This window comes from Mesorhizobium sp. M0663 (assembly GCF_040320585.1).
Taxonomy (GTDB): Bacteria; Pseudomonadota; Alphaproteobacteria; order Rhizobiales; family Rhizobiaceae; genus Mesorhizobium.
This window is the reverse complement of sequence record NZ_JAMYPX010000024.1, coordinates 60,869-78,754: the sequence shown is the minus strand read 5'-3', so window position 1 is coordinate 78,754 and position 17,886 is coordinate 60,869. Positions and strand designations below refer to the sequence as shown.

Genomic DNA, 17,886 nt, shown 5'->3' with positions numbered 1-17,886 from the left:
AACCCCAGCAAGCCGATTTTCAAAACGGCCTCTAAGCACCCTAACGAGAGGTAGCGTACAAAGGGTAAAGACCGTCCGCTCGGCGCGGGGCTCGGTTAATTTCCCGTTCGAACTTCCGATCCACCGAGCATGCCCTTCAGTTCATCAATGGAGTATGGCGGTGAGCGTCGATGAACAACCGAATGGCAATTCGGGCAGAGTGGCACGAGATCACGTCGGGGGTCGATGATGTAGCCGGCCCCGAGTTCAGAGACTGGCGTAACGTGATGGACCTCGATCAGGCCGGCGGCGGCGTCGCCATAACGCTCGTCCATTTTCAACTGACAGGCTTTGCACGCGTAACCGTGAATCGTGAGTGCGGCGGCCCGGTTTCGCCGATCCCGTTCATATCTGTTCACCTCAACCTTGGTGCGCGCCCCCTCCGGCAGACCCTGCAGTTCAGGAACGACGTCGTCTTCATGGGCGGGTTCCAAAGGGAGCAGGGCGAGAATTGCGGTTGCTGCGCGTGACGTCCACAACTCAATCAACCGTGAATCCTCGTCCTCGTTTCCGTCGTTGATGGCCAGCATGCCTCGGCGAAGCGTCAGCGCCATCGTTCGCCAGTCGCTTTCCCATATCGAGGGGGTCACATAGAGCTGCCGTTCGCCATTGACCCGCATCTCGATCTCGGCACCGTCGGTAACGCACAGGTCGAGAACAGCCCGGAATGCCGCACGCCCGTCCGGGTCGGCGTGGCCCATCTCACCAAGCAGCTCGCCCGCGAAGTTGCCAGGCTTGAAGGTCACCTCAAGTCGCCGCCATCCGACCGTCGTCTTGATCGAGAAGGTCTGTCCTGCTGGATGGTCAGCCGGCTGGAGTTCAAACCAACGGCCGGAATCCTTGTCACGACCTTCCTTGCCGATGAAAGGCAGTCCAAGTTCAGACGAGACGCGCTCGGCTAGCGCCCGTGCATCAAGCGACATCCTGCTCTATCTCGGGATCAGGCAAACCCTCCACCAGCTTGGACAGTATGCGGGAAACCTCGAAACGCATGTCACCGAAGAGTGCTGCGGTCGTATCCTGAACAGTCGTCAGCTCGGCGACGCACAGCGCCCACATCAGCGAATCGAGACCCTGCAAAGTGACGCTGCGATTGAGGTTCGGCACGTAGACCTTGTGATAATAGGGGTGGGTGGTGTTGAGCTGTACCGCACGATGTCCTTCAATGAGGGCTGGCTGGAACAGCAAGCCGTTTGTGATTCCTTCGACCGGCTGAACAAAGACCTCGCCGGGCCGCTTCGCCGAAGTGATTGCCAGCTTGAGCCGGAATGAGCCGCGCGAATTCTGCACCAGCGCCTCACCAGTGTTCGGATCGGCCACATTGACCTTCGCCCCGCCGGCCGCCGCCTCCCGGTTACGGATGTTGGCGTTTGAAGTATCGTGCGCGCCCTCGCCCTTCTTGCCGATCGCGGCCTGTTGGCCCTCACGGGAACGCCGGTTCGCCTCTCGTCGCGGAGCGGGCAGGAACTGCTCCTTGAGATATTCCGACAGCGTCTCGTTCAGGATGATCTGCGATTTCTTTATGTCGAGGTGGAAGGCGTCGTCGAGCTTGTTGTCGAAAGAAAACTCGACGCGCAGCAGGGTGAGGTGCGGTTCCTTCTGATACATCCCGAGCCAGTCGGCTGCATGAATCAGCCGGTTCTCGCGGTAAATGTAGATGCCCTGCCGATCATTGGCGAGCATCGCTTCCTTCGCCAATTTGTCGTCGGGGAACTCCTCTCGCCGTGGGAGGATGAATGCCTTCACGTCGAACTTGGCTTCGCGACCATCCGGCAATTCTGTCGGCACTGTTTCCTGGGCGACCAGCTCCGAAAGCTTACGCTGGAAGGGGTCCCAAGCGGCCACAGCTTTGCCGTTAAGTTTGATTTCGACATTCGTGGCCCGGCTATCCTGTGGATCAAGGAAACGCTGGTAGATCATCGCAAGATGTTCACGGAGGCTGCCCTCCTTCGCCTCCAGGGCCTTTCTTGCGGGTTTCCCGGTCGGATCCTGGTAGCTCTTGAGAAGGCGGTCCACCTTCTCCCAGAGTACCACGGTCCCGGCGTGACCTGGCGCGACGGCCTCAAGCTGTTCCAATGCCTCTTCGTCGACTTCGTCGTCGGTGAGGAGAAGGGCCCACTTGCCTGCCTGGGCAACATGATAAAGATCCCACGTGGCCATCAGCGGTGCAACATTACCGCCGGGCCGCGAAATCACCGAGAGACGTTTGCAAAAAGCGGTGGAGGCGGTCTTGAGGCCAAGCCCGTACTTGCCGAGGCTGGCAGCGCTCGGCCGTACCTTCGAGCCGTACTGCATTGCATTGATCAGCCCCACACGGTCCATGCCGTCGCCGTTGTCAGCGATCGAGAGTCTGATATTTCCGCGGAGGTCGGCAGCGAGCCAAAGTTCAACCTTTGTGGCGTTGGCGGCTATGGAATTGTCGACGACGTCGGCGACGGCAGTGTCGAATTCATAACCAGTATCGCGCAGACCTTCGATCATCCGTTCCGGATCGGGCGGCAGCTCAATCTCTTCCATGTCCTTGTTCTCCCCCTCAGATGTCGATTATTCGCCATCCGGTTCCAAGTTTCAGAACGCTTCCAGCAGTGCGCCCGCTTCGATTCTTGAGTCGATGCGAGATACGGTACTGCCCTCTGTCTTGCGAAAGTATTATCTCATCCCCCGGAACGATTGCTGACTGACGGATATATTTGGTCATTCTCGTCAGCCTGAATTCATTGCGGGTACCGCCAAACAAGGCGTTATTGTAATAGATGAAGGCAAACTCCCAATATGAGCCGCTTTCGTCGACGAATGTGAGGTGGCAGCGCGGATTGTAAAGGGAGCTGTCCAGCTCCGGAAAAAAGGCGAGAATGCCCTCCTCCTTCGGTACGAGGATGCCGGCCTGATGGCCTCCGGTGTCCCCCGTGTCATTCGCACTCAGCACTTTGGCGATGCTGCGCTCTATCATTGTCACCTCATTTCCCTGACCGGCGAGCGGCTTAGCGCGCCAACAATGTCGGCGTAATCTTCATCGCGCCCCTCTACGCCGACGACAGCCGTCCCGGAAATTGCTCGTTTGCGGGACATGCGGTCGTGGACGACGTCCTCGACGGTATCAGCCACAAACAGGCGGTGAACAGTGACAGGTAGTTCCTGACCACGCCTGTGCGCTCGTGCAGATGCCTGGTCTTCCAGGGCCGGATTCCATTCCAGATTATAGTGGATGACGTGGTTTGCCGCAGTGATGTTCAGACCTGCACCTCCTGCCTTAGGATTGAGCACGAGGGCCGCGCCAGCCTGAACCTCACCGAATTGATCGATGAGTGTCTGGCGTTCATCGATGGGTAGCCGCCCGTCGATGATGCCGGCGAAGGCGCGAAAGCGCTGGCGCACGTGAGCGGCTATCATATCGGCCATGCGCGTATAGGAGGTGAAGATGATAACCTTCTCACCCAGGGAGAATATTTCCTCGAGGATCTCGTCGAGGCGCCTGAACTTGCTGAAGGCCATCGGATCGCTGCCTCCCGCTTTATCAAGAAGCGCAGGGTGCGCACAGAACTGGCGAAGTGTTGTAAGGGCAACGAGAGTTGCGGCCGAACCATACTTTTCTGCGATTGCCTTGCGCATGGCCTCATAGGCCCCGGCTTCGGCCTCTTCCAGCTCGATGACCTGTGGAATATCTATTCGCGCTGGCAGATCCTGCGCGACCTCGGCGACCCGTCGCCGCAGCATTAACGGCGAGACAAGCGGCTCAAGACGCGCAGCACCGTCAACATCCTCCGTAAAAAGTTTCTCGAACGATGCCTTGTCGCCCAGATATCCAGGCAGGACAAAATCCATGATGGACCACAAGTCGAGGAGCCGATTCTCGACAGGCGTTCCCGTGACAGCCAGACCCACGTCGCGCCGGAGGTGTTTTACGGCCCGGGTCCGTTGTGCGTCCGGATTTCTTATGTACTGCGCCTCGTCAAGGATGATCGCTCGCCAGGCGACCATGTTAAGCAGGCTGTTGTCCCGGACGGCGCTGTCATAGGACGTCACCACCACATCATATGCCTGAAGCTCGGCCGGTCGCCCGGTTCGAAGCGGACCGTGATGCTTGAGGACACGCAGGGCCGGTGCGAAACGCGCAAGTTCCCGACGCCAGTTCTCCAACAACGAGCCTGGTGCGAAAATCAGCGAGGGCGAAAGGGAGCCAGATCCGGAATCGCTGAGCACGCTGATGATCTGCAGCGTCTTGCCAAGTCCCATTTCGTCCGCGAGCAGGCCGCCAATGCCTTCGGAGAGCAGGAATTGCAGCCATCTCCACCCGGCTGTCTGGTACGAATATAGCGTGGCAACGATGCCCGCCGGCACGTGGACGGCGGGGGGCGTGAATGCCAATGGCGAGATCGTCTGCTCTGCCAGGTTGTCCACGACTGGCCCGCCCTCTGTCGCCTTCTTCCTGAGATGCAGGAATCCCTTTAGCGAACGGGCTGGTCCGGGCCCCGTGGCTGTTTCGATGAGCAGTCCAGTAAGCAGTTCTCCCTGCGCCGCATCGAGCGCGTACCACACGCCGTCGTACAGGAGATGACCCCGCCCAAGGTCGTCCGGCGAGAGTGGGATCTCGATCCCGCGTGATGAGCCGGAGAGGGCGTAGGCAGGCACGCCGTTCTCGCCCTGGTTGATCGTAAGGACAGGAGCGAGAGGATACCGTGAGGCGCGGATGCCCGGCACCTCGGCGGGCATCCCGTCCCAGACTGGCCGGCGCTCGACAAGGGCGCTGTAGATTTCATCCGCAGACGGTACGCTCTCGGACTGGTCTGCAGCTACGCGAACCAGCTCCGATCCTCTAATTTTCCAGGAAGCCTCACCCATTCGACTATTGTGGAACGGGCTCTACAAAGCGGCAAGGGGACGTGTCGTCCCATGCATGCTCATCCAAGCCATTTTCGTGACCGTCACGAAAATGGGCACACAAAAGAGCAGCGTATAAAGTGTAGATGACCGGCGCGTCCGCCAGACGGATGCAAGCCGCGCGGTCATCGAAGCAAATTCGCGGCCCTGAGCTCGGTTAACGAGTGCGCCGCAGGAGGTTCAGCATAGCGGCGGCCTGCCGCGAACCGGGACCGACGAACTCCGACGAGGGGACCACATTAAGGCGGCGCCCGCCGCCGATCTTTGGGTCTACACTTGCCTCATTGCAACCAATGCCAGGAATCCTGCGACATCCATCAACCAGGCCTGTTGGGATACTTTGAAGGTTTCGTGGAGCTTCCTAGGCAGCACAAGTTGCAATTGCTTGGCGCGCATTTCGTCGGTCTGGTTTTCCGAGATGCCCGGCTCCATGGTCAACAAGTGTTTCTGATCAATCCGGGCTGCCTCCGATAGCACCTGTCTCCATCGATCCTTCAAGGTCGATTTTGATCCCAGCATGGTCAGCCTCGCGGCGGGGAAATCCGCATCCCTGTACTCGACCTGTCCCGGAAACAGGAAATCGGGCCTGTTTCTGTGCTCCGTCTCGACGCCCCTTGCGTAGCGGATGTTGTGGGCATTGAAGACCGCTTCCAGGTGATTTTCCAAGGCTGACCCGGCACGCGACTTTCGCCGGTTCTGGACACCAAGGGAAAAGCCAAGAAATCCATCCACATCCGCACCGTCGTCCGATGCGAACCCCGTGTTTATCCTCTCGGCTACTATGTGCCGCTCAAGGCGCCGGAAAAGCTGCTCCTCTCGCTCCATCCATAGGACCAGAGCATCGTCCGGCGAATCTCGTGCAGAGACATCCGGCAAGGACGAGCGCGCAAGTTCCGAGAAAACGCGCGTTGTCGGAAATTTCAACCTGAAACGCTCGATCAGGCTGTCAAGCCGATCAGCTTCTGGTTCCTCCGGCTCAATGCCGAGTTCGTCAAGAATGTATCGAGCAGCGAAGTCGAGTTCGGCAGCATTGTCGGCACTAATCTCCTGGGATTCGAACTGAAACCCCAATTGATCGTCCATGCCGAAAAGCCAAAGCAGTTGGTTCCGGATGGTGCTGCCGTCAGGCGTCACGATGAACAGAAGGCGGTCGTCCCGCTTGCGTGCCACGAACAGCACGTCGCCCGGCTTCATAATGTCGGTGATGCTGTTGCTTTGATAATAAAGCCGCCATTCCGCGCTGCGCGTCTCGTCGTTGCGCCGGGAATCATACCAGGAAAGCCGCCCCTCCTCGGTAACCGCTTCCTGTTCGCCGCCAAGCCAGATGTAGGTTGCGAAAAAGCGATCATCGGTGCCACCGCGAGGAAACTTCCGATCCTGATCACCAAGAATTCGGACAAGGGGTTGCGAGCCTGTGACCTCATGCTGGTTCGAGGATTCCGGATTGGCATCCACGGCAGCCAGCCGTTTCGCGGCGACACCTTCAAAGTGGTCTGAGAGCAGCCCCCGCCGCATTGTCATTCCCTTCCCCTGATCTCCAGCCCTGGAGAGTCCGACACAAGCCAAACGGCACATTCGCCGATGACATCCTCAAGCGGCAATCGGATGCGGCCCTTCAAGGCGCATTCCCATACGATCCCCTGCCGCCAGCCAAGCTTTGTGAGAGCATCGAAAGCTCGAGCATCCACCTCGCGGTTCCTGATAATCTTGGCCTCCCAAAACTCCGGCCGTGTCGACGGCATCCGGAACAGGTGGCAGTCGTGGCCGTGCCAAAAGCAACCATGTGCGAAGATTACCGCTCGATATCGCGGAAACACGATGTCAGGCCGTCCGGGCAATTTACGATCGTGCAGGCGGAACCTGAATCCGAGCGCGTGCAGTCCACGGCGAAGGGCCAATTCGGGCCTTGTGTTGGTCCCGCGAATCCCCGCCATCATGCGGCTGCGGACGTCGGGAGCAACGATGTCAGCCATATGCTGCCGCCGGTTCGCGGTCAGGACGTGTGATCGCCTGAACAATGTGGGGCTGTGCGGCAGTTCTGCGTCTCGCGGCCACGGCTTTCAAAATGTGAGGCTGCATACCTTTCGCAACGAACTCCACAACGGGCACAACTACGGCATTGCCGAACTGGCGATAGGCCTGCGTGTCTGAAACCTTGATGTGGAAACGACGGTCGCCCCTGTCAAAGCCCATAAGACGGGCGCACTCCAACGGCGTAAGGCGTCGCGGTCGTTTGCCCGGCTGGTCGATCAGCACCTCCGAGCCGTCTTTGTAGTACCGCGCAGATAGCGTTCGGGAAACATCATCGGGGCCGAAAAGGCTGTAACCGAATCCATTCCCCTTGGCTTGATGCTTCGCCTTGTACCCCTGTAGATATTCCCAGAGGCGAGGTGTCAGGGTGTATTTCGGATCAACTTCGTCGTGCGGCTCCAGGATGTCTTTCAGCTTCGGCCCGGTCTTGGGATCGGGAAGTTTCAGCGCCTTGAAATCGAAATCGGTTGGATCGCGAAATCCTACAATGAAAATCCGCTCCCGCTTCTGCGGGACCCAGGGTTCTGAACTTATAACCCGGTACTGGACATGATAGCGGAGCTCGTTTCTCAGAACATTGATGATGGTCTTGAAGGTTGTCCCGCCGTCATGACTTTCAAGGTTCTTGACGTTTTCAAGCACAAATGCGGCTGGTCGGTGATGTGCTATAATCTGTGCCGTATCAAAGAAAAGTGTCCCTTGTGTATCACACAGAAAACCATGAGGCCTTCCTAAGGAGTTCTTCTTTGACACTCCCGCCAGTGAAAAAGGCTGACAGGGAAACCCTGCCAAAAGGACATCATGATCATCGATTTTACCAGGGTCTTGTGAAAACTCCCGAACATCACCGCCGATTTCGTGATTGTCACGAAAATTAAGCGCATAGGTCTTCTGAGCGTTTGGATCCCACTCGGAGGTGAATACGCACCGGCCGCCGATGCTCTCGAACCCAAGTCGAAGCCCGCCGATGCCGGCGAAGAGGTCAATGAAGCGGAAGGTTGCGTCGGCAGGGGTGTCCGTCTGTTTTTTCGCATGCTCGCGCAAGGTGCGCAGCGCTAGTCTGGGAACCCTTCCGCCGTCTTCGTAGCGATATGCACTGCGAAGGGAAACCTCCAGAAATTCTGCAGCCTGGTCTATGGTCATGCCGACCTGATTCCGGAGCCTGGAGAATTCCGACTGTTTCCTGCTACGCATGCCTACCTGCCGAATCATTCGCTGTGTCGATTTTTGCCAGATTGGCACCAAATGTCCTAACCAGCAATGAATGTTCGCCGTTTGTTCCCCGTTGTGCTAACACGAATTCACAACCTGCTTGGGAAGGGCCGGCAAGATGGATCGCCGCTAGGCGACGATCCTCCCGCGTCGGCGGGCATCTGCCGCGTACTCGGAAACCGCATGTCCGGACGGATGCAAGTTCCGAGAGATCGACGTAGCCGAGCTCGGGACAACCCAAACGATCCAGCAATAGCACGGTCATGCCGGTCGCACTGCCGGCGTGGCAGACGATCTTCGCGGACAGCAGCTATTAAAGGATGCCCCATGCACGGTAGCGTCCCCTGCCGGTGACTTCGCGCAGGCCGAGCTCGGCGACGAGATTAAGCGCCCCTCGCGTCGACACCTTCAGCTCCCCTTCGATCATGGCGCTGGAGACGAGCGGCCGGGCAAGCACAAGATCGACGAGGCGCGGCAGCTTCGAATGTCCGCGCCGGTAGCGCAGGCGTCGTGCCCTGCTCCCTGGCCAGTATCAGCCGATCGTGCTCCTTCAGTCCGGAGGCAGCGGCTTCGGTGACGCCGTCGAGAAATCCGATCAGCCGCGCCGTCCTGTCGCGCGCGCGCCGCCTGTCGCGCGAAATGGCACGCAGCCCGGTGTTGAGGCAGATCAGGTGGGCGGTCGTTTTTCCGACCTGCCTGAGCATGGCGCCCACGAGCAGATGTCCGAGCCAGGGCAGATGCTGCAGCGGTTCTTTTGTTTCCCACGCATCCCATAGCAGGGCAGCGCTCAGCACGGGCGGCTGGCCCGTGGTCCGGTTCAACATCGAGCTTTAGGACCGATCGGAACGGAGCCAAAGGCAGCGGCCGCAGCGCGGCCCGCTCCTCGGCGAAAGCTTCGTTGACGACACGCCTTGTGGTGGCGTGAACTCTCGGGTTTGCGACCGTGTCCAGCCAATGACGCAACTGGGCGTTCAGGTCTTCGAGATTGCGAAAGGACCGGGCCAGGAAGAAGTCCTCGCGAATGTAGCGGAACGGCCGCTCGACCTTGCCTTTGGTTTTGGCGCGGTAAGGCCGACACGCCTTGGGATGGAAACCAAAGTGGCGGGCAAGATCGACGAGGGCACGGTTGTAGACGATGTCGCCGGTATCGCCTTCGCCGATCACAGCCGTCTTCATACGGTCGTAAAGCACTTCGCGAGGAGCGCCGCCCAACGCCTCGAAAGCCCCGGCATGGCAGCGCAAGACAGTCGGCAGATCCTGGTGGACGACGAAGCGTGCCCAGATAAGGCGACTGAAGCCAAGCACCATGGAGAATAGCCAGACGATTCTCGGCGTGGTCGGCTCATCGGCAAAGACGACATTGAACTGGGCGAAGTCGACCTGCGCCTGCTCGCCGGGCGGGGTCTCGAAGCGAACCTCGTATCCGCGCTCCGCCGCGGCAGGACGGACGTCGCGCAGGAAGTCGGTAACGGCCGTGTAGCCGCCGCCATAGCCGAGGTCCTTCAGTTCGCGGAAAAGCCGGCTGCCGGTGAGCCCGGGATATCGCATGACACGTTCGCGAAGATAGGCTGTGAAGGGATCGATCACCGCCTGACGCGGCTTGCGCGGTCCGTAGGCCGGAGCCTCGAGCCCGCGCGCAATGTATTTGCGCACCGTCTTGCGGTCGATCCCGCTCTCCCTGGCGATCGCCGACACCGACAGGCCCTGCCGATGCAAATCCAGTATCATCATCATCTCCCCGATCTTGATCACCGAAATCCCTCTCCCGACCATCAGGAGAAGCATCAACGATCATGCGCCGCCGGTCTCCCGGAGCGCGCTCCGGAAGACCGGCGACAGCGCTAAACTGGGGAAGATTCAAACGGCACTTCTGGGGAGTATTGAGCCGGCATCGACAAAGACGTCGCCCTTGCTGTCCGACAGCGGGTCGAACCAGCCCTTGCCGCCATGGATGACGATGATGATCGCCGCCTCGCGGCGATATTTCAGCGCCTTGGCGGTGCTCTCCTTCACATGGAGGGCGAAGCCGTCGCGCTCCAGCACGGCGGCGCACGGCACCTTGTCCTTCAGCTCTTCCAATTCTGCCTTTTCCATCTTCGCCCGCACGCACTCCCTCGCGCTCCCTGCTCTTCAATGCCCGCCCCGGTGTTTCGGGGCAGGATCCGGAGGCCGCGGCGCGCAAGTGGCAGGAGCCTTAGTCTCGACCCGGCGCCGCTCCTCCTCGGCCTCGATGGCGCGCACGATTTCGATGTCCATCTTCGCCCGCAGCGTCAGCCGGGCGGCCTCAGCCGCCACCTTGGCCCAGTGAAAGAATTCGGCTCTATCGTCCCACATCAAGGCTTGGCGGCGCGTCGTATCACGCTTGTGGCCGCGACAAAGCTCGCGGGGATGGGTCCGCCAGCGCCGGCGGAGTCTGTGCTCCACTCAATGCCGGATCGTGCCAAACCCGCCCGCGTCGGACTGCTCTTCTCGAAGAACCCGCCCGCTTCCCGTCAGGATGGGTGCTCGGAGTCTGCCGAGATGTGTCCCTCAAGATCGGTAAAGCAATCCTAGCCCGGCCGGATAACGGTTTGGACGCAAATGCCGTAAGTACCGTTGGCCGCAGCCACTGTGAGAGCAGCGTTCCATCACCTCGACATACAATTCAAACGTGGAGTAAGGAGGCAACGGCCTGCTCGCAATCGAGCAAGCCAAAGCCAGTTTTTGCATCCTTCCCTGCGATATCCAAATCACGCGCAGCCTTTTTCAGGATGGCCCGCAGATCGGCTCCTGTCAGGTCGGGCTTCACTTGCTTAAGAAGGGCACACGCCCCCGCGACCTGGGGCGCTGCGAAGCTTGTGCCCACACCAGCCTGCACGCTGCCGTCTGGCATAATGGAGTTTACAGCATACCCTGGCGCGGCGATTTCGACCGACTCCAGTTCGGCAAGATCATCGGGCCCATAAGACGAACCGTCCCACCATTTCGTGTCTCGTTTTGTGCCCCCTACTGCCATCACGCCGGAGCATCGCCCGGGATTAGTAACCCAAGGCTTTGGAAAGGTACCGGAATTTCCGGCGATGCCGATAAGTATGCCTCCAGCTTTGACATAATCATCAGCGGCTCGCGAGACATCGTCCCATGGCAACTCATGCGGATCGTCGGCGCCATCCGGGTCCCATTGGCTCATGGAAAGTACGTCAAGCTTGTTTGCGGTTGCCCAAACGATCGCTGCCGCCAAGTATTCTGAACGTCCACTTCCATTTTGTTTACGCGTAGCGCGTAGAGATCGCAGTCAGGCGCTACCCCGATCATGCTGGGGTGCGTTGGCAGACAACCGATTATTGCCGCACAGAAAGTTCCATGAAAATCTGATCCACCGTACCAATTCGGAGCGCTTGGATTGAAGGACAATCCGTCCTTGATTGGCAAGAATGGCAAGTTGGGGGCGATCTCAGAATCGATCACTCCAATTCTGATTCCTTTCCCAGTCGTGGTAGGCCAGCACTTTTGAGCGTTGATTACGTCGAGGTGCCAAGGTCGGTCGTTTGCAATAAATTCTCCAGCAACGCGTATTGGTGATGGGAGGAGCGGTGAGCCGGTGACACGCCGATCTTCTCTCAGCTGTGTTACACGAGGGTCGGCTTTTAGATCCGCAGCCTCTTTGTCAGTAAGCGAAGCGCTTAGCACGCCGATCGTCGGAAATTCTAATACTGCGTCCTGCGGAAGGCCGCCTTTCTCCGCGATGAGGAAGTTGACAGCGTCGACAAAATTTTCAGGAGGCCTGTTGATCAGGTCCCTGAGGTTTACTTTGGAGTCCCGGTTGACAGATATCGTGTATCGCTGCATCGATCCCTCCCATCGCAAAACTTATCGTAAGATATAAGTGCAAATTCGGGCAAGACATGCAAAGGTTTTGCTTAAGAAGACGAGGCGGCTGAACTAAAGACCCGGCAGGCTGTGACGGCTGCTCGGCGAACCCGGTCGAGGAATTTTATCGCAATCAGATCCGCTGCCGCCAAGAATGCGCTCGTACCCACCCGGGGTCGCTCCGTATGCACATTATGCGCACGGCGTCCGCCTCGCCTGCCTCGCCAAAGAACATCCGGTCGGGTCTTCACCCCTAGGCACTTTCTTCGTGGAATGCAATTCCCGTATTCGAAGGGGTCGCGAGTCAAGAAACAGCGCGCCGCTCTCGAGCGACTGCGGCAGCGTTGAGCATATCGATACCAGATGACGTCTCACATCTGCTTTGATGATGCCCAATTGCCGGCGGACCCTCTGACCGATGTATCCCAACAATCGGAGAATTGGCCACAGCCGCCATAGAAGGTCTAAGCGCTGGCATGTAGGGTGAGGCTAAAGGTCAGGGAGAGGAAACGCGCTTTCTGCGGCACTTTTGGATCGTGGCTTAGGTCGGCAGAGTCCGGGCAAGGGGCACAGTGTCAAGCGACGGCGACTTACGGGTCCATAATCTGACGCGTGGCGTGGTTGCGACTTTCTTTGCGGGGTGAGCCGCGGGATCCGGTGCAGAAGGCCATGATGGAACCGCTAATTGTCCGCGGTTAGTCGGTTTAATCATTCGACTCGGACGGCGGACTGTCGACATAAGGCGCAATGACAAGTTCTTCGACCAAGGACTGATATCTCTCACGGTCTTCTACCGAAAGCCCCTCGTCAGTTATGATCCGCTTGAGCTTTTGAATCGGAACGACGTTGTAGAGCACCCGACTTCCAAACTTGCTGCTGTCAATGATCAGCGTCGTTTCTACCGCTGCGCCAACCATTTCCCTTTGCAGTTGCACGAGGTCCAGCAAGGTATCGCTAGGGCCGGCTTGGTCTAAGGCATGCGTACAAAGGAAATAGTGATCGCAGTTCAACTCGCGCACAAATTTTGTAGCTGTCTCACCCAAGAGGACGTAGGCGCCGGGTCGACAAACGCCGCCTGGAACGACCAATGAAATGTGATTCTTGTTAGCCAGTACCCCCGCGATGTGTACGTCATTCCTGATAAGTAACCCTCCTCCCGGAAGCCAGCTGTCGATCTCAGCCACTCCGAACGGCAGGACCTTGCGCACGCGACCCGCACCGCCCTCCAGGTGCGCAATGCGCTCCTGAAGGCGGGTGATGACTGGGTTTGCCACCCTATCGGCCATGAAAAATCCGGTTCCTAAAAGCAGTGCAACGCGTTGGGCGCAGTTATGTTCATTATTTGTTCTCTTTGAGAACCTGAGTCAATTGGACTACGGCGAGCATCTTTCGGATACTCGGCCAAGAGAGGCAATTGATTGGCCTCAGCGCAACCGCACGCCGTCGATGTAGATGTTCCTTGTAATCCGGCCCCACCTGGGATTCATGCGCACGCCGCTGCGCGGTCGTGACCGCAGGAAATCTGCGACGTCGTCGAGGCATGCGAGCCGCGTTGGGGTCACGTTGGAGCCGAAGTCATGGCATGCGAAGAACCCAACGGATCCGCGTTCGACGCGTCCTGTTACCACGCCCGCAACGACGCGTTCAATTTTCGCCACCGGCACCGCGCTTGCCTCCTCTGACTCTGCCGGGTGCCTTCGCGATCAACTTTCGCAGAGCCGGTTGATCGAGGCGCACCGACGTGCCCCGCCGCTCGAAGAGTAGCAGCTCGATGCCGAGAGCCGAGAGGGCTCGCGCGATCGTATGGCCTGGCGCCGCCGGCAGCACCATGATCTTTCTGCAAGCCTGACCGCCGAGGTGCTCGTACAGCTGAAGCTGGCCGAGAGCACGCTGAATGTCGGCCGCTGTTGCGTCGGCCTTGATCTCGAACAGGAGCCTGTCTTGCATTGTCTGGGCGAAGAGATCGGGACCATATCGCCCGAATCGGCTGTTGGCGTGCTGGATCCCCAGAGCATCGAGTTCCTTGACCAGTGCATGCCAGATGTCGGCGTGTCGCCGTTCGGCCGTCCTCGCCGGCATCGGGGCAGTGTATACGCCCCTTGGCGCTCGGGGCTCGATAGGGCCTCGGCTGCATTGATCCGCTCCAACATCTGCCGGGCAGCGTCACCAAGCTGATAGTGGACCCGAACACGGGCGCAGAGGTCCACGAATGCTGCAACATCGTTCTGGACCTGGTCGGCAGGCTGGTCGAGGCCGGCGACGCGGTGACCGGATGCAACCGTGCCATCGGCGTAACGGACGTCGACGCGCCTTGCTGTCGCGACCGCATTGAACATGTCCTCGGTAATCCGGACACCCCGCGGATGGAGGCGGCCCTGGTGCAGCAGCCATCGGTGACCACGGTCATCCCTCGCCAGCACGCCCTGCCGGTTGAGGTTCTTGCCGCTTCCGGGAGGATTGATCTCGACGAGCATGTTCTGGCGAAGCCGCATGGGCTGCTGCCCGAAGACGTTCCAGTATCCGTCGGGTGGCGTCTCCGAGAAATGGCCCCACACGCCGAGCCGCTCTTGCCAGATGGCTCCGTGTCCCAGGCCAGCGATCGCGTGTCCGCCAGCGCTGAACTTGCGCTCGAAAAGCTCCATGCTGGCGTGGATGGCCGCGGCTGTTTCGATGGCCTCAAGCATCGCGAGGTTCTGTCACTGCGTGCCAAGCCACAGCTTTCACAGAACGGGACTGGCGGTCACCAGGCATCCGCATCGATCGAAAAGAGTGGTTTCTAGACAAATAGTAATGATCAAGGAAAGCTTGAGGGACCACGGGCCCGGGCGACCCCATGTCACAGAACCGCCTTAAGTGCCTCGATGACGCGTTTGTCGGGAAGATATCCGGCGATTCCATGTGCGTTTGATGTCGGGTTGTCGACATCGCCGACGTTTTCGATGTTTGTAGCGAAGGTGCTCTCATCAAGACCTTTGCCGAGAGCAACGAAATCCGCAGGGTCGTAGAAATTCACCCACCGCTTCACAAATTGTGGCTTTTTTCGAGGTGGACCGAGCTTTGCCTTCACAGCGTCGATCCCGAGCGGCGATCCCAGTGTAATCAACAATGGCACTTCGACGCTTGTCGCGACGTCAGTCATCTCGCGCAGCAATTTGAAAGCGACAACGGTTCCCAGTGAATGCGAGATGATTATCAATCGTTTGCCGTCAAGCCGAGGCCGGACGAGATCGTCGACCGCTTTACCTGCACCGTTTTTCGCAAGGTAGGTGTAAGCCTGCTTGACGACCTGCAGCATCAGGGCGCCCTTCAATGGCGAAACGACTTCGAGAGCACGGACGATACCAACAAGGCGCCGGCCCAACCAAGTGCCCATCGGAACGGCTTCCGCGCCCGCCGCCTGTTCCGCCGCGCGTGCAGCCTGCGCGATATCTGCGTCCGAGATGTTTTGCCCGACGGCGGCCTGCTCCAGCGCGCGAACGAGGAAGTTTATCTCGTCGTTGTTTGCGGGATCGAATGCACCGTCCGCCACGCCCATGGCAATCGCCGCTTTGACATCGCCGGTCGTCCAGCGCGCAAGTTCTTTTCCGTAATAGGCCATTTGCGTGTTGACGCCGTCGAGCAGGCCAGGTGCTTCATCAGTGATCAGCTTGCTCCATTTCGCAAGGAGATCCGCCTCGGTGTAGGCTTCTTGCGAGATTCCATGGATCAAAACCAAGTTCATCCAACACTCCTTAAGCTTAGCATCTCAATGGCCTTTTCTGCTCCCTCGCGCTTGAAGGAGGTGAAGGGAGACGGCAACAGGTGTCTCGACAATTCGTGAATTGCGCGAGCCGCGGGAGCCTCTGGAGGTGTCGGGTCGCTCACGAAATCCCATCCCTGGCGAAAAATCGGCCAAGCTCCTCCCACGATACCTTCAATCTCGGGGGTTGCTTGCTTGACCCACTGTGGCAGCCGCCGGTCCGCCCGATTGGGTTTTCGGGCTTTGACCGCCGGCACCAACACCGTCGGGTGCTGCCATTCATGCGGCATGTCGATCAGTCCCATGAAGGCAACGTCGAACGGTATCGGCTGGCCCTGGTCGGCGTAAAAATAGGCCATGCGACGGATGCTATCGACGTCGCCGCTGTAGTCATAAAGGTAGCTCGAAAGCGCCCCCAACGTCGGATTGACGTGCTTCATTTCGCGGAGCTTTACAGCCAAGTCGTCGACCTGATTGGCCGTCAGTTCTCCGAGTTGCAGCTTGGTAATGGCGTCAATCGACGGCTCCAATTGATCGACCGGGTCGCTCCACGGCGGCATGCAAGCCCAGCCAACAACACCATGTGCGTCCCGGGTAAGTACCGTCACAAGCTTGCTGTACATGACAGCGGAGGCAAATATTCCATCCTCAAACTCAATAATGATCTGGGCACTGCCTGCCGGATGGATTTGGAATTTGAATGCCGACTGTCGGCCGCCCTTGCGGTCTCGAACATGACGCGCACGGTTCGTCCAAATGCGGCGAACTTCGCCGCCAATGACAATGAGATTGAAGTTAGAATGGGCAAAGTCTGGATCGATGCCCCCAAAGCTGCGGCGAATCTCTCTGCGACGCCTGTCCTTCTGACCATCTGCGACAAAGGCCTCGACGCGTCGCTTGGCTCTGCCGACGTTCCATTCGGCCAGTCCGGTATCGTCGCCACGTCGCTGGATTTTCCTCGCCAGAAGCTCTGCCTCCGCGAGATCATCGAAGGCTGTCTTTGCTGCAGCCGGCATTCTCTTGAGAGGTTTTGTCGTATCGATAGCGGGATTTTCCCTGCCGAAATCGGCACCCAACATGTCCTTCACCGTGATGACACTGGTGATGTCGACATCTTGTGATGGCACGACGGGATTGGTGGGCCGCTCCCAGACTGGCACCGGCCATATCGGCGCAGGCGGCATCGCACCTGCAGGCGGTCGGCTACGGTCGAAATAGATCAGGTGATCGCGGGGTGTCCCGGGGACATTTTCTGGCCGGCACTTCAAACGATATCGCTCGCCGATCTCCTGCAACCGTCTCTTCAGGAAAAGATCCAGGGATTCTGGCGTGACCTTTCCCTTGATATGCTGGTCGAAAGCGTCGTCTCGGCGGCCCCAAAGTGCTTCCAACACCGCTGTCGAAAAGACACATCTTGCGTCTTCGGGTGAGTCCCCTGGGATCATGTACGCTTGCTGCCCGTCCATAACTGCGTTGTACCGGTCAAGGACGGGCGGGATCGCCTCGTACGGCCCTCGGCCAAGAATGCCGTCCGGCGTCAGTTCGGTGATCTCAATGTCGTTCGGCAATGCGCGACATGCATCGCTGAAGATCGTCAGGTTGCGGATACCGTGGCGATAAAGTTTGCATCGTAGTGGCTCTACTGCGATGGCACGCAGCTCGGTGTTCCAGTCAGTCGGCAACCAAAGATTCTGCTCGGCCCCGAGCCTGAAACCGTGACCGGCAAAATGAAGGACGAAGGCGTCAATCTCGTCCCCATCATCCCTCAGCAAGTTGGTGAGCACGTTTCGCAAGCGTGATATCGTTACGGGTTCAGCCTTGTCCTCATCCGTAACGACTTCGACAACATCGAATCCTGACCGCCGCGCCCAATCTCCAACCTCTTCCGCGGCGGGGAGCGCACCAGGCAAAGGTTGCAGATGTTCGGCGCGCGAGGCTCCGATCGCCAGGCAGATTCTCTTCAAACGACCCCCCTATTGACCATCCGCTCGGTGCCGGATTTGTCTTCATCCCCAGTTCATTGCTGAAGTTGATACCATATTTGTACGGGCCACTCATCACCCGCGGAGGCAATATGCCGAGGAACCATGGGAGGTGAAGCTAATGAAAAGCAGGAAAAGGTCCGGCGCCGGCGTGAA

At 58.9% G+C, this 17,886-nt stretch carries 15 protein-coding genes and 3 pseudogenes; 1 reads left to right on the top strand and 17 read right to left on the bottom strand.

Annotated elements, in window-relative coordinates:
- Window positions 1–95: 95 nt before the first annotated feature.
- From NKI54_RS28360 to NKI54_RS28290, 15 genes and pseudogenes are all read right to left on the bottom strand, one after another.
- A complete protein-coding gene (locus tag NKI54_RS28360; RefSeq protein ID WP_352692971.1) occupies window positions 96–962 on the bottom strand; it encodes an HNH endonuclease in 867 nt (288 codons plus the stop codon).
- Entirely contained in the window at window positions 952–2,556 is a 1,605-nt protein-coding gene (locus NKI54_RS28355; protein WP_352692969.1) for an ATP-binding protein, read from the bottom strand. Before NKI54_RS28355 ends, NKI54_RS28360 begins: the two co-directional genes overlap by 11 nt.
- A 16-nt stretch (window positions 2,557–2,572) precedes the next feature.
- Window positions 2,573–2,989 carry an EcoRII N-terminal effector-binding domain-containing protein gene (locus NKI54_RS28350; protein WP_352692965.1) on the bottom strand — a complete coding sequence of 139 codons (417 nt, stop codon included), beginning with the start codon at window positions 2,987–2,989 and terminating at the stop codon, window positions 2,573–2,575.
- 2 nt (window positions 2,990–2,991) lie between these two features.
- The gene (locus NKI54_RS28345; protein ID WP_352692963.1) at window positions 2,992–4,668 is read right to left on the bottom strand and encodes a DEAD/DEAH box helicase; all 1,677 of its coding nucleotides are present in this window, start codon (window positions 4,666–4,668) and stop codon (window positions 2,992–2,994) included.
- 519 nt (window positions 4,669–5,187) lie between these two features.
- The gene (locus NKI54_RS28340) at window positions 5,188–6,438 is read right to left on the bottom strand and encodes a type II restriction endonuclease (RefSeq protein ID WP_352692961.1); all 1,251 of its coding nucleotides are present in this window, start codon (window positions 6,436–6,438) and stop codon (window positions 5,188–5,190) included.
- Window positions 6,435–6,890 (bottom strand): very short patch repair endonuclease, encoded by a 456-nt coding sequence (locus NKI54_RS28335; protein WP_352692959.1) that lies wholly within the window; start codon window positions 6,888–6,890, stop codon window positions 6,435–6,437. Before NKI54_RS28335 ends, NKI54_RS28340 begins: the two co-directional genes overlap by 4 nt.
- Window positions 6,883–8,091: a DNA (cytosine-5-)-methyltransferase gene (dcm, locus tag NKI54_RS28330; protein WP_352692957.1), complete on the bottom strand. Its 1,209-nt coding sequence runs from the start codon at window positions 8,089–8,091 to the stop codon at window positions 6,883–6,885. The genes NKI54_RS28335 and dcm overlap by 8 nt, the downstream gene beginning before the upstream one ends.
- A 382-nt stretch (window positions 8,092–8,473) precedes the next feature.
- Entirely contained in the window at window positions 8,474–8,587 is a 114-nt protein-coding gene (locus tag NKI54_RS28325) for a helix-turn-helix domain-containing protein (protein WP_352692955.1), read from the bottom strand.
- Window positions 8,544–8,984, bottom strand: a complete 441-nt coding sequence (locus NKI54_RS28320; RefSeq protein WP_352692994.1) for a DUF1612 domain-containing protein — start codon at window positions 8,982–8,984, stop codon at window positions 8,544–8,546. The genes NKI54_RS28325 and NKI54_RS28320 overlap by 44 nt, the downstream gene beginning before the upstream one ends.
- A pseudogene (istA, locus tag NKI54_RS28315) lies at window positions 8,968–9,912 on the bottom strand (IS21 family transposase); the annotation flags it as partial. The pseudogene istA and the gene NKI54_RS28320, both read right to left, overlap by 17 nt.
- Window positions 9,913–10,056: 144 nt before the next feature.
- Window positions 10,057–10,254, bottom strand: a pseudogene (locus NKI54_RS28310) (hypothetical protein); the annotation flags it as partial.
- 36 nt (window positions 10,255–10,290) lie between these two features.
- Window positions 10,291–10,494: a hypothetical protein gene (locus NKI54_RS28305; protein ID WP_352692953.1), complete on the bottom strand. Its 204-nt coding sequence runs from the start codon at window positions 10,492–10,494 to the stop codon at window positions 10,291–10,293.
- A 310-nt stretch (window positions 10,495–10,804) separates the two neighbouring features.
- Window positions 10,805–11,988, bottom strand: a pseudogene (locus NKI54_RS28300) (S8 family peptidase).
- 725 nt (window positions 11,989–12,713) lie between these two features.
- Window positions 12,714–13,295, bottom strand: a complete 582-nt coding sequence (locus NKI54_RS28295; RefSeq protein ID WP_352692951.1) for a DeoR/GlpR family DNA-binding transcription regulator — start codon at window positions 13,293–13,295, stop codon at window positions 12,714–12,716.
- A 358-nt stretch (window positions 13,296–13,653) separates the two neighbouring features.
- Window positions 13,654–14,088 carry a hypothetical protein gene (locus tag NKI54_RS28290; protein WP_352692950.1) on the bottom strand — a complete coding sequence of 145 codons (435 nt, stop codon included), beginning with the start codon at window positions 14,086–14,088 and terminating at the stop codon, window positions 13,654–13,656.
- Window positions 14,089–14,186: 98 nt separating this feature from the next.
- On the opposite strand from NKI54_RS28290, the gene NKI54_RS28285 reads away from it, so the two are divergent.
- Window positions 14,187–14,789, top strand: coding sequence for a hypothetical protein (locus tag NKI54_RS28285; RefSeq protein ID WP_352692948.1), 603 nt, complete (start codon window positions 14,187–14,189; stop codon window positions 14,787–14,789).
- 56 nt (window positions 14,790–14,845) lie between these two features.
- Here NKI54_RS28285 and NKI54_RS28280 read toward each other — a convergent pair whose 3' ends face one another.
- A complete protein-coding gene (locus NKI54_RS28280) occupies window positions 14,846–15,730 on the bottom strand; it encodes a hypothetical protein (protein ID WP_352692946.1) in 885 nt (294 codons plus the stop codon).
- A complete protein-coding gene (locus NKI54_RS28275; RefSeq protein ID WP_352692943.1) occupies window positions 15,727–17,712 on the bottom strand; it encodes a caspase family protein in 1,986 nt (661 codons plus the stop codon). The genes NKI54_RS28280 and NKI54_RS28275 overlap by 4 nt, the downstream gene beginning before the upstream one ends.
- Window positions 17,713–17,886: the final 174 nt, after the last annotated feature.

What these genes read in the sequence shown, in the direction of transcription:
- NKI54_RS28360 (WP_352692971.1), bottom strand. Translation starts at nt 962, where the DNA reads ATGTCGCTTGATGCACGGGCGCTAGCCGAGCGCGTCTCGTCTGAACTT.
- NKI54_RS28355 (WP_352692969.1), bottom strand. Translation starts at nt 2,556, where the DNA reads ATGGAAGAGATTGAGCTGCCGCCCGATCCGGAACGGATGATCGAAGGT.
- NKI54_RS28350 (WP_352692965.1), bottom strand. Translation starts at nt 2,989, where the DNA reads ATGATAGAGCGCAGCATCGCCAAAGTGCTGAGTGCGAATGACACGGGG.
- NKI54_RS28340 (WP_352692961.1), bottom strand. Translation starts at nt 6,438, where the DNA reads ATGACAATGCGGCGGGGGCTGCTCTCAGACCACTTTGAAGGTGTCGCC.
- NKI54_RS28335 (WP_352692959.1), bottom strand. Translation starts at nt 6,890, where the DNA reads ATGGCTGACATCGTTGCTCCCGACGTCCGCAGCCGCATGATGGCGGGG.
- dcm (WP_352692957.1), bottom strand. Translation starts at nt 8,091, where the DNA reads ATGACCATAGACCAGGCTGCAGAATTTCTGGAGGTTTCCCTTCGCAGT.
- NKI54_RS28325 (WP_352692955.1), bottom strand. Translation starts at nt 8,587, where the DNA reads ATGATCGAAGGGGAGCTGAAGGTGTCGACGCGAGGGGCGCTTAATCTC.
- NKI54_RS28320 (WP_352692994.1), bottom strand. Translation starts at nt 8,984, where the DNA reads ATGTTGAACCGGACCACGGGCCAGCCGCCCGTGCTGAGCGCTGCCCTG.
- NKI54_RS28305 (WP_352692953.1), bottom strand. Translation starts at nt 10,494, where the DNA reads ATGTGGGACGATAGAGCCGAATTCTTTCACTGGGCCAAGGTGGCGGCT.
- NKI54_RS28295 (WP_352692951.1), bottom strand. Translation starts at nt 13,295, where the DNA reads ATGGCCGATAGGGTGGCAAACCCAGTCATCACCCGCCTTCAGGAGCGC.
- NKI54_RS28290 (WP_352692950.1), bottom strand. Translation starts at nt 14,088, where the DNA reads ATGCCGGCGAGGACGGCCGAACGGCGACACGCCGACATCTGGCATGCA.
- NKI54_RS28280 (WP_352692946.1), bottom strand. Translation starts at nt 15,730, where the DNA reads ATGAACTTGGTTTTGATCCATGGAATCTCGCAAGAAGCCTACACCGAG.